Annotated in this window: 9 protein-coding genes and 3 tRNA genes; 11 read left to right on the top strand and 1 reads right to left on the bottom strand. The window is 53.9% G+C overall.

The features are described from left to right. Positions 1-11: 11 nt before the first annotated feature. The gene (locus WA429_RS13440; protein ID WP_287464931.1) at positions 12-1,277 is read right to left on the bottom strand and encodes a D-amino acid dehydrogenase; all 1,266 of its coding nucleotides are present in this window, start codon (positions 1,275-1,277) and stop codon (positions 12-14) included. A gap of 210 nt (positions 1,278-1,487) precedes the next feature. Between WA429_RS13440 and WA429_RS13435 the strand changes: the two genes are divergently transcribed. The 11 genes from WA429_RS13435 (at position 1,488) to WA429_RS13385 (ending at position 13,311) form a co-directional block, all read left to right on the top strand. Next, complete coding sequence (locus WA429_RS13435; protein WP_287464932.1) at positions 1,488-2,951, top strand: NAD(P)H-hydrate dehydratase; 1,464 nt, start codon at positions 1,488-1,490, stop codon at positions 2,949-2,951. 250 nt (positions 2,952-3,201) lie between these two features. Further along, the gene (locus WA429_RS13430) at positions 3,202-4,602 is read left to right on the top strand and encodes a malonyl-CoA decarboxylase (protein WP_287464933.1); all 1,401 of its coding nucleotides are present in this window, start codon (positions 3,202-3,204) and stop codon (positions 4,600-4,602) included. 168 nt (positions 4,603-4,770) lie between these two features. Further along, positions 4,771-4,855 (top strand) — tRNA-Leu (locus WA429_RS13425). Positions 4,856-4,969: 114 nt separating this feature from the next. Then, positions 4,970-6,430, top strand: coding sequence for a trigger factor (gene tig / locus WA429_RS13420; RefSeq protein ID WP_068518905.1), 1,461 nt, complete (start codon positions 4,970-4,972; stop codon positions 6,428-6,430). 43 nt (positions 6,431-6,473) lie between these two features. Then, a complete protein-coding gene (clpP, locus tag WA429_RS13415) occupies positions 6,474-7,103 on the top strand; it encodes an ATP-dependent Clp endopeptidase proteolytic subunit ClpP (RefSeq protein ID WP_068518906.1) in 630 nt (209 codons plus the stop codon). Between the two features lie 301 nt (positions 7,104-7,404). Beyond that, complete coding sequence (clpX, locus tag WA429_RS13410) at positions 7,405-8,670, top strand: ATP-dependent Clp protease ATP-binding subunit ClpX (RefSeq protein WP_068518907.1); 1,266 nt, start codon at positions 7,405-7,407, stop codon at positions 8,668-8,670. Positions 8,671-8,800: 130 nt separating this feature from the next. Beyond that, entirely contained in the window at positions 8,801-11,212 is a 2,412-nt protein-coding gene (gene lon / locus WA429_RS13405; RefSeq protein WP_068518908.1) for an endopeptidase La, read from the top strand. Positions 11,213-11,475: 263 nt separating this feature from the next. Further along, positions 11,476-11,748 carry an HU family DNA-binding protein gene (locus tag WA429_RS13400; RefSeq protein WP_008891813.1) on the top strand — a complete coding sequence of 91 codons (273 nt, stop codon included), beginning with the start codon at positions 11,476-11,478 and terminating at the stop codon, positions 11,746-11,748. 113 nt (positions 11,749-11,861) lie between these two features. Beyond that, positions 11,862-11,938, top strand: a tRNA-Val gene (locus WA429_RS13395). A 286-nt stretch (positions 11,939-12,224) separates the two neighbouring features. Further along, positions 12,225-12,301, top strand: a tRNA-Val gene (locus WA429_RS13390). 377 nt (positions 12,302-12,678) lie between these two features. After that, positions 12,679-13,311: a hypothetical protein gene (locus tag WA429_RS13385; protein ID WP_287464934.1), complete on the top strand. Its 633-nt coding sequence runs from the start codon at positions 12,679-12,681 to the stop codon at positions 13,309-13,311. Positions 13,312-13,391: the final 80 nt, after the last annotated feature.

The raw sequence follows: 13,391 nt of genomic DNA, 5'->3' as shown, positions 1-13,391 counted from the left end.
GGTCCCATGGTTTACAGTAACGCTCGTTTAAAACGTTCGATACCCAGCCCTGTAAGTGGGATGTCAGGTGTGCGATTGCTTATAACGTCGGCGATTGCCTTTGCCGATCCACAACTCATCGTCCAGCCCAGCGTCCCATGCCCCGTGTTAAGGAACAGATTACCATATTTTGTGCCGCCAAGAATAGGGGCAGAATCAGGCGTCACCGGGCGCAATCCCGACCAAAAGGCGATGCTGGACCGGTCCCCGCAATTTGGAAACAATTCTAATGCCTTATCAACGATCAGCTGATTTCGGCGCGGCGACATGCGCAGGTTATACCCGTCAAGCTCGGCAGTGCCTGCAACCCGAAGTTGGTTGCCAAGTCTTGAATACACCATTTTAACGCTGTCATCGATCAGGGCGGTGTGCGGTGCGCCGTCATAGCCGGTCGTATCGATACTGATCGAATAGCCCTTGCACGGGTAAATCGGCAAATTGATGCCAAGCGGCCTGACCAGAAGCGGACTGTAACTGCCAAGACTGACCAAAAAGGCATCAGCGTTAATCTGCCCCTGATTGGTCTGGACTGCCGTGATCTTGCCATTGTCATGGATCAGCCGGTCAATCGTGGTGTTGAATTTGAAATCGGCACCACGGGCACGGCAATGGCCGGTCAGTTGTTCGGTGAATTTTCGGGCATCGCCACTTTCATCATCGGGGGTGTAGCTGCCCCCGACAATCGGGGCCGTGCTTTGACGCAAGGCAGGTTCAATTTCGTAACATTCCTGCGTGCTGACCAGTTTTCGGCCAAGACCGAGTTCCTGCATCTGTTGGGTCGCACGCGCAACCGCAGCCATTTCGCCATCATCGCGGCAAATATGCAGGATACCCCGTTCGCTGTGATCGTATTGCAGGTCTAGCTGACCGCGCAACGCACGCAGGCAATCACGGCTATAGGTCGCAACCCGCAAGGCCTTTTCAAGATTGATCTGCGCACGTTTATCCGTGCAATTGGCCAAAAACCGCAATCCCCATGCAAACAGTTGCGGGTCAAAGCGCATTCTGATCAGAAGCGGCGCTTCTTCGCGACCAAGCCATTTCAGGATTTGCCCCGGCGTACCTTTGTTGGCCCACGGGGTTGCATGACATGCAGAAATCTGACCGCCATTGGCAAAGCTGGTTTCCTGCGCGCTGGCATGTTGGCGGTCAATTACCGTGACCTGATGACCATTTTGCAAAAGATACCAGGCCGCTGTCGTCCCGATGACGCCAGCACCCATAACGACAACATGCATGTGGGCAAAGCCTTGTTGCGGAAAGTGCGTGATCTTTGCAGACCAGAAAGATAACCCTATGTGCTAACTGTCTGATGTGCGAATTTTGGTGCAATATACTGTTACATCAGGAAAATGGCTACCGGTGACTTGCCATGTCCGGTGACCGGACAGGCAGGCGGCAATTCCGCCATGCGGGTTGATGCTGCCGCGCAAAGCTGACGGGGTGAAATGTTCGAAATTCTGACCACAGACCAGATGTATGAAGCAGATCGTCGCACCATCGATGGCGGGATTGCCGGTGATGTGCTGATGGAGAATGCCGGACGTGCGGTGTACGAAGAAATCGTGCGCCACTGGTCACCGCGATCGGTATCGGTTCTGTGTGGGCCGGGCAATAATGGCGGGGACGGTTTTGTCATTGCGCGTTTGCTGCGCGAGGCGGGCTGGTCTGTAAGGCTTGGGCTGATGGGGGATGTCGCGGCCCTTAAAGGGGATGCTGCACATCATGCCGCGCGCTGGGAAGGTGCATCCGAACGCCTGTCGCCGGCGCTGGTTGTCGGGGCGGATCTTGTTGTCGATTGTATCTTTGGTGCCGGGCTTGTCCGTGACATCACGGACGATATTGCGGTGCTTGTCACCACGATCAATTCAAGTACGGCTTCTGTGGTTTCGGTTGATGTGCCCTCGGGCGTTGATGGCAATACCGGCATGATCCGCGGATGTGCGATCAAGGCGGATCTGACGGTTACGTTTTGCCGGGCCAAGCCGGGGCACTATCTTTTGCCGGGGCGATTGATGTGCGGTGAACTGGCCATTCGCGATATCGGGATTTCCGATCAGATCATTTCGGAAATCCGGCCGAATTGCTGGCGCAATGATCCTGTTTTGTGGCGGGCGGGCATTCATTGGCCCGGTCTTGACGGGCATAAATATCATCGTGGTCATCTTCTGGCTTTTGGTGGGGCTGCCATGACCGGGGCGACCCGGCTTGTCGCGCGGGCCGCACGGCGGTCCGGTGTCGGATTGTTGACGGTGGTATCCGATCCCGCAGTCTTGCCGATATACGGGGCCGATAGCCCCGGCGTGATGACCGCACCGATCGGGCAGATCGAAACGCTTTTGAATGATTGTCGGCATAACGCCTTTGTCATCGGGCCCGGATACGGGGTTGGCGACGATACAAGAAGCCTTGTTCTCAAACTTTTGCATCAGTGCCGTTCAACGGTTCTGGATGCGGATGCGCTCACAAGTTTTGCCGATGATCCGTCTACATTATGTTTTGCGGTTCAGGGGCCGACGGTATTAACCCCGCATGAAGGGGAATTCGGCCGTCTGTTCCCCGACATCGAAGGTGACAAACTGACCCGGGCGCGGGCGGCGGCGAAACGAAGTGGTGCGACGGTTCTGATCAAAGGTGCCGATACGGTCATTGCCGCCCCGGACGGGCGCGCGGCCATCAGCGCCATTGAAGCCCCCTGGCTGGCAACGGCCGGTTCCGGCGACGTGTTGGCAGGGATTATTTGCGGGCTGATGGCACAGGGCATGGAAATGTTTGATGCGGCCTGCATGGGTGTCTGGTTGCATGGCCGGTGCGGTGCGGATATTGGCCCGGGGCTGATCGCCGAAGATATTCCGGACCATCTTCCCGTCATTCTGCGCGAATTGTGGCTGGCCTCGCGGAAGAAAGCCTGATCATTTCGCCATTGATCCGGGTGATTGCGCAAAGCGCGTTTTGCACCAAATTTGTGACAAGTACCAACAGGTGCTGGATGTTTGGTGCCTACCTTCCGATATAAATGTCAGACAGGCCGCATAAAGCCGCATAAAAAGTGATGCAACCGACATCTCCTGCATGTCTTACGTGGTGCGAAAAAACAACGGTCAGTCGTGGTCTGCCCGGATCATGGCCGGGCTGTCAAACTGCTGGATGTGGGGGACAATCATGTCTCAAACCTTTCTTGACAGAACCATCGATAACCTTCGTCTGGCCTGGCGTGAATTGCGCGACAGTTCGGTTGTGCGCAGTCTTGGTCTGGATGAAGGCCAAAGCCGTCAGGATCGCTGGCGCCGCCAGATCGCAGATTGTCTGGCCCGGCGCGGTGGTGCGGTATCGGCGCGATCACGTGCGGCGGAACTTGGACATGATTTTCTGCGCCTTGATGATGCGGGCAAACGTGCGTTTCTGCATTTGCTGGTCAATGAATTTGGCGTGGATCGCGATCATGTTTCGGCGGTCATGGCAGACTGGAGCATGGCTGATGATCTGGCTGAACAGGCGCTTCTGGAGGCGGAGCTCAGAACCGCACTTGTGCCGCCATTTCGCATGATCCTTAAGGAATTCAACTCCTTGCCGCAGGGGGTGAAGTTTCTGGTTGATCTGCGGGCTGATCTTTTGCGTTGGCGCAAGGAGGCACCGGGACTTGCGATTCTTGAACGCGATCTCAAGGAATTGCTGGCAAGCTGGTTTGATATCGGTTTTCTGGAATTACAGCGCATTACGTGGAATTCATCAGCAGCCCTTCTGGAAAAGCTGATCGCTTATGAGGCCGTTCACGCGATCCAGAGTTGGGATGATCTTAAGCGCCGGCTGGCCCCGGATCGCAGATGTTTTGCCTTTTTCCATCCGGGAATGCCCGATGAACCGCTGATCTTTGTCGAGGTCGCACTGGTTAACGGCATCGCCGGAAATGTCGATGCCCTGATCCAGGGCGATCAGGACGCACATGAACATCAGGACGATCAAGCAGGCGCGGTGGCCGATACCGCGATTTTCTATTCGATCTCGAACGCACAGGCCGGGTTGGCGGGGATCAGTTTTGGCGATTTCCTGATCAAGCGGGTGGTGGGTGAGTTACAGCGCGATTTGCCCGATCTTAAACAGTTCAGCACCCTGTCACCGATCCCGGCACTGCGCGGCTGGATGAACAAACAGCTTGATGCAATGGCGCAAAAACAGGAAATCGGCCTGCCCAAGGCGATCGAGGCGGCCTTGCGTGATTGTGATGACTTGATGGGGCCAAAGCCGCCTGCCAAACATCCCGACGAGGTAAGCGAACGCACGCGTGCCAATATCGAATATCTTGCCGCATGGTATTTGTTGAATGCCAGACGCCCGGAAACCGGGTCGGCATTTGATCCGGTGGCGCATTTCCACCTGACCAACGGGGCCCGGGTCGAACGGCTTAACTGGAACGGCAATGGCAAGGAAAACGGCTGGCTGCAGTCATTCGGTGTGATGGTGAACTATCTTTACGACCTTTCGATGATCGAAAAAAATCACGAAAGCTATGTCGGGCTGGGCAAAATTGCCGCATCTGGCGCGGTCAAACGTCTTTTGCGCTAGTTTCTTTTTTCACGCAAACCGTTGAAAGTCGCGCGATAGCGCCGCCGTTTGCCGGTTAATTTCGACAAGAATGCATTTGTCGAAAAGGCGATGCTTGCATGAGGTGAGCGAAGTTTGTATTAAGGCGCACTCATTCCGGTCTTACCGGCGTGATTTGCGTGCTTGTGTGCGGGCGTGGCGGAACTGGTAGACGCGCTGGATTTAGGTTCCAGTGGAGCAATCCGTGGGGGTTCGAGTCCCTTCGCCCGTACCACTTGCAGGCTTTAAAATTAGATCAGGTTTTATATTCGTTTAGTCATATTGACTTTCTGACGTCCGGACTGCGTCGCGTAACGGACATTATTCGAACCAAGCAAAAGAGTTATCTATGCAGGTTACTGAAACCAAAAACGAAGGCCTGGCGCGCGAGTTCAAAGTCGTCGTGCCCGCCGCACAAATCGAAGAAAAAGTCGTCGCCAAGCTTGACGAGATCAAAGACCAGGTTCGCCTGCCGGGCTTCCGTCCGGGCAAAATTCCGGCGAAACTCCTGCGTCAGCGTTATGGCCAGGCCGTCATGGGTGAAGTTCTTGAAGCTGCTGTGAACGAAAACACCGGCAAAGTTCTTTCCGACAATGACCTGCGTCCGGCTGTTCAGCCGAAAATCGAAGTCACCAAATTCGACGAAGGTGGTGATCTCGAGTTCGATATCGCTGTTGAAGTTATCCCGGCAATCGAAGCCATGGACTTCAAAAAGCTGAAGCTGACCCGTGAAGTTGTTGAACTTGACGAAGCCAAGGTTACCGAAACGCTTGAGCGTATTGCTGCTGCACAGGGCACCACCGAGCCGCTCGCACGCAAGCGCAAGTCGAAAAAAGGTGACGTTGTTGTCATCGACTTCCTCGGCAAAATCGACGGTGAAGCATTCGACGGCGGCAAAGCCGAAGATTACGAACTCGAACTGGGTTCGGGCTCGTTCATCGATGGTTTCGAAGATCAGCTGACCGGTGTGAACGCTGGTGACGAAGTTGTCGTCAAAGTGAAATTCCCGGAAGCTTACGGTGCGGCTGAACTCGCAGGCAAAGACGCCGAGTTCGACGTAACCGTCAAGGAAATCAAAGAAAAGAAACCGGCTGAGCTGGATGACGAACTGGCCAAGAAACTCGGTCAGGAATCGTTCGAAGCCCTCAAGGACGCGATCCGCAAGGATTACGGCCGCGAGTACGAATCGGTTTCCCGTCAGAAGCTGAAGCGTGAACTGCTTGACGCCCTTGCAGAAAACCACAGCTTCGAACTTCCGACCTCGCTCGTTGAAAACGAACTCGAAGGCATCATTGGTCAGATCAAACAGGCCCGTGAAGCTGGTCAGGAAGATGACGAAACCAAAGGCAAGTCCGAAGAAGAGCTGACCGAAGAGTTCCGCGAAATCGCAGAACGTCGCGTTCTTCTGGGTCTTCTGCTGGCAGAAGTCGGCCGTGCAAACGACATCCAGGTTACCCAGGAAGACGTGAACAAGGTCCTCGTTGCCGAAGCTCAGAAGTACCCGGGCCAGGAACAGCAGGTTATTGAATTCTATAAAAATAACCCGCAGGCCTTGCAGGCGCTTCAGGGCCCTGTATATGAAGACAAGGTCGTGGATTACATCGTCGAACTCGCCAAGGTTGAAGAAAAGACCGTTACGGTCGAAGAACTTCTGAAGCCGGAAGAGGAAGACGAAGCTCCGAAGAAGAAATCGGCTGCCAAGAAAGCACCGGCGAAAAAGGACGCAGAGAAAAAGGCTCCGGCCAAGAAAGCTGCTGCCAAGAAGCCGGCTGCGAAGAAAAAAGCAGCTGACAAATCCGACGAGAAGTAATCCGACCGGACACGGTTTAGGATAATGTAGGGAGTTGCAGTTGATGATTAGAGAACAGATGAATTCGCTTGTACCGATGGTGGTTGAACAGACCAGCCGGGGCGAGCGTGCCTACGACATCTTTTCGCGTTTGCTCAAGGAGCGTATCGTTTTCATCAACGGCCAGGTCCATGACGGCATGTCGTCGCTGATCTGTGCGCAGCTCCTGCATCTCGAATCGGAAAATCCGGACAAGGATATTTCGCTTTACATCAACTCTCCGGGCGGTGTTGTGACCTCGGGTCTCGCCATCTATGACACCATGCAATACATCCGTTGCGATGTTTCGACGGTGTGCATGGGGCAGGCGGCATCCATGGGATCGCTTCTTCTGATGGCCGGTGCAAAGGGCAAGCGTTATTGCCTGCCGAATGCACGCGTCATGATCCACCAGCCGTCCGGCGGTTTCCAGGGCCAGGCATCGGATATCGAAATCCATGCCCGTGAAATCCTGGCACTGCGTCAGCGTCTTAACGAGATTTATGTCGAACATACAGGCCGTGATCTCAAGACGATTGAAGATGCGATGGAGCGTGACAACTTCCTCACCCCGGATCAGGCCAAGGAATTCGGTCTGATCGACGAAGTGGTGACCTCGCGTCCGAAGCCGGAAGGCGATGAAAAGAAAGACTGATTGCCGTATCGCAATCGGTGAAAACGCCCCGGTCAATGGCCGGGGCGTTTTTTTATGTCTTGCCTCATGGCAGTTTTAAGTCATAGACAGGTAATTAGCGCGTGCGACAGGCCGACGTCTGGAACTTGTGGGTCGCTCGAACGTTCGGGTGATTAATGCAAGGGGTTTCGCAACCACGATGGCGGACCCATATCAAACATGACGCCATAACGTCGAAAAGCGCAGATTAAACGTTGAGATCGGTATCGTTTACCGGCTAACATGGCGATAAAAGATAACGTCAAACGTAATTGGGGTTTGTATGAGCAAATCGAATAGCGGGGACTCCAAGAACACTCTGTATTGTTCTTTCTGTGGAAAGAGCCAGCACGAGGTTCGCAAGCTCATCGCCGGTCCAACCGTATTCATCTGTGATGAATGCGTAGAGCTTTGCATGGACATCATCCGCGAAGAGCATAAAACCCATCTCGTCAAATCGGCAGACGGGGTGCCTTCTCCGCAAGAGATTTGCAAGGTCCTTGATGACTATGTCATCGGTCAGGGCCATGCGAAAAAAGTTCTCTCGGTCGCGGTTCACAACCATTACAAACGCCTGCATCACGCCAGCAAGAATGAAGACATCGAACTGGCGAAGTCCAACATCATGCTGGTCGGTCCGACCGGTTGCGGTAAAACGCTTCTGGCCCAGACCCTGGCCCGTATTCTTGATGTGCCCTTCACCATGGCGGATGCCACCACCCTGACCGAAGCCGGTTATGTGGGTGAAGATGTCGAGAACATCATTCTCAAGCTGCTGCAGGCTGCGGATTACAATGTCGAGCGCGCCCAGCGCGGCATCGTCTATATCGACGAGGTCGACAAGATTTCGCGTAAATCCGACAACCCGTCGATCACGCGCGATGTCTCGGGTGAGGGTGTGCAGCAGGCATTGCTCAAGATCATGGAAGGCACTGTTGCATCGGTTCCGCCGCAGGGCGGCCGCAAGCATCCGCAACAGGAATTCCTGCAGGTCGACACCACCAACATCCTGTTCATCGTCGGTGGCGCGTTCGCCGGCCTGGATAAGGTGATTTCACAGCGTGGCAAGGGCAGCGCAATCGGCTTTGGTGCCGATGTTCGCAGCCCCGATGACCGCCGTACGGGTGAAGTTCTGCGTGAAGTCGAACCGGAAGATCTTCTAAAGTTCGGTCTGATCCCGGAATTCATCGGTCGTCTGCCGGTTCTGGCAACGCTTGAAGACCTCGACAATGATGCTCTGGTCAAAATCCTGACCGAGCCGAAAAACGCACTGATCAAGCAGTATCAGCGCCTGTTTGACATGGAAGATGTGAAGCTCACCTTCCAGCCGGACGCGCTCAAGGCGATTGCCGACAAGGCAATCGAACGCAAGACCGGTGCACGTGGCCTGCGCTCGATCATGGAAGGTATCCTGCTTGATACCATGTTCGATCTGCCGACCATGGAAAGTGTCGAGGAAATCGTCATCAATAATGACGTTGTCGAAGGAAAGGCAAAACCGTTGCTGATCCATTCGGAGCGCCATGAAGGTGTCGAAAATACCGCCTGATCTTAAATCCCGCACCGGCATCCATTGCGGTGCGGGAATTTCAGCTTATCTAAGAAATGTTCGCGTTACTGGCGGGGCCTATGGCAGGACCCCAGCAACGTTTTTGGCTCAGAGTAGGGAATAGAACATAATGGTCGAATTGGCGCGTGGCGAAATTTACCCGGTGCTGCCGTTGCGCGACATTGTCGTGTTCCCGCACATGATTGTTCCGCTTTTTGTCGGACGAGAGAAATCGGTGCGTGCACTCGAAGATGTGATGCGCGAAGACAAGCAGATCCTGCTTGTTACCCAGAAGGACGCCGGTCTTGATGACCCGGCCGTCGAAGATCTCTATGAAGTTGGTACTGTCGCAACTGTCTTGCAGCTTCTCAAGCTGCCGGACGGCACCGTCAAGGTACTGGTCGAAGGCGGCAAGCGTGCCGAGATTTCCGGTTATGTCGATAACCCGGATTTCTTCCAGGCTTATGGTGCCGTGCGCGAGGACGCTGACGAAGATGACAGCGAACTTGAGGCACTGGCACGTTCTGTGGTCACACAGTTCGAGCAGTACATCAAACTCAACAAAAAAATTCCGCCAGAAGTCCTGGTTTCGGTCAATCAGATCGAAGAACCGGCAAAGCTTGCTGACACGGTGGCATCCCATCTGTCATTGAAGATTTCCGAAAAGCAGGAATTGCTGGAAACCAAGCTGGTTGGCGATCGTCTTGAGCGTATTTTCGGTTTCATGGAATCCGAAATCGGCGTGTTGCAGGTCGAAAAGAAAATCCGCAACCGCGTCAAACGCCAGATGGAGAAAACCCAGCGCGAGTACTATTTGAATGAGCAGCTTAAAGCCATTCAGAAAGAACTTGGCGAAGGCGAAGACGGCAAGGATGAAGCTTCTGAAATCGAAGAGAAGCTGAACAAGGCCAAGATGCCCAAAGAGGCAAAGGAAAAAGCCCAGGCAGAACTCAAGAAACTGCGCAATATGAGCCCGATGTCGGCAGAAGCCACCGTGGTGCGCAACTATCTTGACTGGATGGTGTCGATTCCGTGGAACAAGCGTTCGCGTGTTTCCCATGATCTGAAAAAGGCCAAGAAGGTCCTTGATAAGGAACATTACGGTCTTGAGAAGGTCAAGGAACGCATCCTTGAATATCTTGCGGTTCAGGCGCGTACCAAAAAAGTCAAAGGCCCGATCCTGTGCCTTGTTGGTCCTCCGGGTGTTGGTAAGACCTCGCTTGGTAAGTCGATGGCCAATGCCACGGGCCGCAGCTTTATCCGCATGTCGCTTGGCGGTGTGCGCGACGAATCCGAAATCCGCGGTCATCGCCGGACCTATATCGGTTCCATGCCGGGCAAGATTGTCCAGGGCATGAAAAAGGCGAAATATTCCAACCCGTTGTTCCTTCTCGACGAGATCGAAAAAATGGGTTCGGATTTCCGTGGCGACCCGGCATCGGCCCTGCTTGAGGTGCTTGATCCGGAACAGAACTCGACCTTTAACGACCACTATCTTGAAGTCGATTACGATCTTTCGGATGTGATGTTCGTGACAACGGCCAACTCGCTTCGTATGCAGCAGCCGCTGCTCGACCGTATGGAGATCATCCGGATCTCCGGTTACACCGAAGACGAGAAAGTCGAAATCGCCAAACGTCACCTGATCCCGAAACAGATCAAGGATAATGGTCTGCGCAAAGGTGAATGGAGCATTTCTGACGAAGCGCTTCGTGATCTGATCCGCTTCTATACCCGCGAAGCCGGTGTGCGTAACCTTGAACGCGAACTGGCCCGTCTGGCGCGTAAGGCGACCAAACGCATCATGCTTGAAAATATCAAGACCGTGCGTGTGACGCCGCGGACGCTTGGCAAATATGCCGGTATCCGCAAGTTCCGCTATGGCGAGACCGAGGGTGAAGACCAGGTCGGCGTTGTTACCGGTCTTGCCTATACGGAATTCGGTGGTGATCTGCTTCAGATCGAAGCCGTTACCGTCCCGGGCAAGGGCAACATGAAAACCACCGGCAAGCTCGGTGAAGTCATGACGGAATCGATCCAGGCGGCAACGTCGTTCGTGCGGTCGCGTGCAACGGAATTCGGCATCAAGCCGACCCTGTTCCAGAAACGCGACATTCACGTTCACGTGCCCGAAGGTGCGACCCCGAAAGACGGTCCGTCAGCTGGCGTGGGCATGGTGACTTCGGTTGTTTCTGTTCTGACCGGAAACCCGGTGCGCAAGGATGTGGCAATGACCGGCGAAGTTACGCTGCGTGGCCGTGTTCTGGCGATCGGTGGTCTGAAGGAAAAACTTCTCGCGGCACTGCGGGGCGGGGTCAAAACCGTTCTGATCCCGCAGGAGAACGAAAAGGATCTCGAAGAGATTCCGGACAACGTCAAACGTGGCATGGAAATCATTCCGGTGTCCCATGTTGATGAAGTTCTGAGCCATGCTTTGGTCAATCCGCTGGTCCCGATCGAGTGGGAAGAGCCCGATGATGATGTTGCCGTCAAATCAAAGGACGGTGAAGAATCGGAAATCGGCGGTGTGACGACTCATTAAGGTCCGTCACAACCGGCAGAAAACAAGGGGAGCGACCATGTCGCTCCCCTTTTTCTGTGGATAACTTTGCCCAAGAATCGGCGAAGGGCCATGTCGAGATTGGTGTAAAGCGCAAAAAAAGGAAAAAAACGTCAAAAACCGCAGAAAACTGCGTCTCTCGCATTGACGAGCTGTTTGCTACCTGCTTACACTGCCCATGCAACAGGTTTGGGGCAAACCAAATTTCCTCATAACTCCGAACGTCCAAACAAGGGGGCCAGGAAGTGAATAAAAACGATCTCGTTGGAAGTGTAGCTGCTAAAGCTGATCTGTCCAAAGCTGACGCTGCTAAAGCGGTTGACGCTGTTTTCGATTCCATCACCGATTCTCTGAAATCCGGCGACGAAGTTCGTCTGGTTGGTTTCGGTACCTTCGCTGTCGCTGCTCGCGCTGCTTCAAAAGGTCGCAACCCGCGCACCGGTGAAGAAATCGACATCCCGGCATCGAAACAGCCGAAGTTCAAGGCTGGCAAAGGCCTTAAGGATGCCGTCAACTAAGTTTGACGAAGTTCTTAGAAAAAATGCCGGTGACACACGTCACCGGCATTGCTTTTTGTAAAAACCGTGTTATGTTCCGCCCCGCTTCTGCAGGAAACAGCGCGGAAACAAATGGGTGATTAGCTCAGCTGGTTAGAGCATCTCGTTTACACCGAGAGGGTCGGGAGTTCGAATCTCTCATCACCCACCATGAAGAAGGCAGCCCTAAAGGCTGCCTTTTCTCGTATCTGGGCCGATTGCGAATCTGGTCGAATCATTTCCGAATCACTGCGAAATCTTGCACGGCATTGATTTGCCGAAATTATCGGGCGTTCAGGGATGTTTACGGGGAATTGTGGCGGGTTCAGGTTGACCAGTTGCCGTGGATAAATACCCTTGAAATAGAAGTTACATTTTTCTGCAATCAGGGCATTGCTTTTTGAAAAAACCATGGTAAGTTCCGCCCGCTTCCGCAGAAAACAGCGCGGATACGCAACGGGTGATTAGCTCAGCTGGTTAGAGCATCTCGTTTACACCGAGAGGGTCGGGAGTTCGAATCTCTCATCACCCACCATGAAAAAGGCAGCCCTAAAGGCTGCCTTTTTTCTTTGCCGGTTTTCCCTGATAGACATGAAATCAAGATCGTCATCTGCGCGTTTGGATGCGGGGTGATTTTGCGCTGCGTTACAGGGTGCGAAAAGGCCCTGTGTGGCGCATATGCTGTGTCATGACAAAGTGGATTGCTGCGTGTGCAACGGGACTCTGTTGCGGGTTTGTGCAGCTGTTGACGGCTGTTGTTTTCGGCATCCGGGTTTGTGGGTGGCTGACAGGTGTAATCCGTCCCATTGTGGTGGTGTGGTAAATATCTGTAAAAGTTGACGCTTGGGCATCTGCCGGGCAGTGTTAAGCGCAAGGCACCAGCCACTGGATAAAAGAATCGGAACCTGCACCATGAATGTTTCCCCGGCTGAACGCGTTTCAAACCTTGTCAGACGAATTCGCCGTTTGATGCTTGTGCTGTTTCTGCCGCTGGTTCTGGCAAGTTGCTATCTGCCGGACTCCTTTAATATCGACATTTCGATGGAACGTAATGGTGACTATCGCCTGAGCTATCGCGGGCTACTGGTGCAGCCAAACATTACCCAGGGGCTGTTGGACAACAGTCTTGATGAAGCCGGTGAAAAGGAAAAGGTCGCCAAGGTTCTTGCCGATCTGAAACGCGATTCGGGTGTGCGTCAGCTGACCTATAACGGTCGGGGCGTCTTCAACATGGTTTATGAGCGTCGCGGCAATATCATACGTGAAAAAAGCTTTGTGTTTGTGCGTCGGCAGTCCCGCATCCTTGAGATGTTCTTTCACAAGGATCGTAATACAGTCGAAATTCGCGGCGGCTTTGTGCCCGATCAGTATCAGGACCGTCTGAATGCGCTGGGTTATCAGATGACCGGCAAGATCGAGTTCCGGACCACAGCGGGCATCCGCAGCCATAACGCCGCCGAGTTCAAGGAAGTGGGCGGCCAGAACCGGCTACGCTGGGAAATCAGGTCAATCACCGATCCCGTCCCCAATGTGATTGTCGGTTAGGGCAGGGATCAAGACAGCATATGAAAAAAGGGACAGCTTTTGCTGTCCCTTTGAATTTGGATGGTCGTCATGCTGTGCTG

The sequence above is a fragment of the Thalassospira sp. CH_XMU1420-2 genome (genome assembly GCF_037029325.1).
GTDB classification, from domain to species: domain Bacteria; phylum Pseudomonadota; class Alphaproteobacteria; order Rhodospirillales; family Thalassospiraceae; genus Thalassospira; species Thalassospira povalilytica.
Note: the sequence above shows the minus strand (reverse complement) of the source record. Positions and strands in the feature narration are given on the sequence as shown.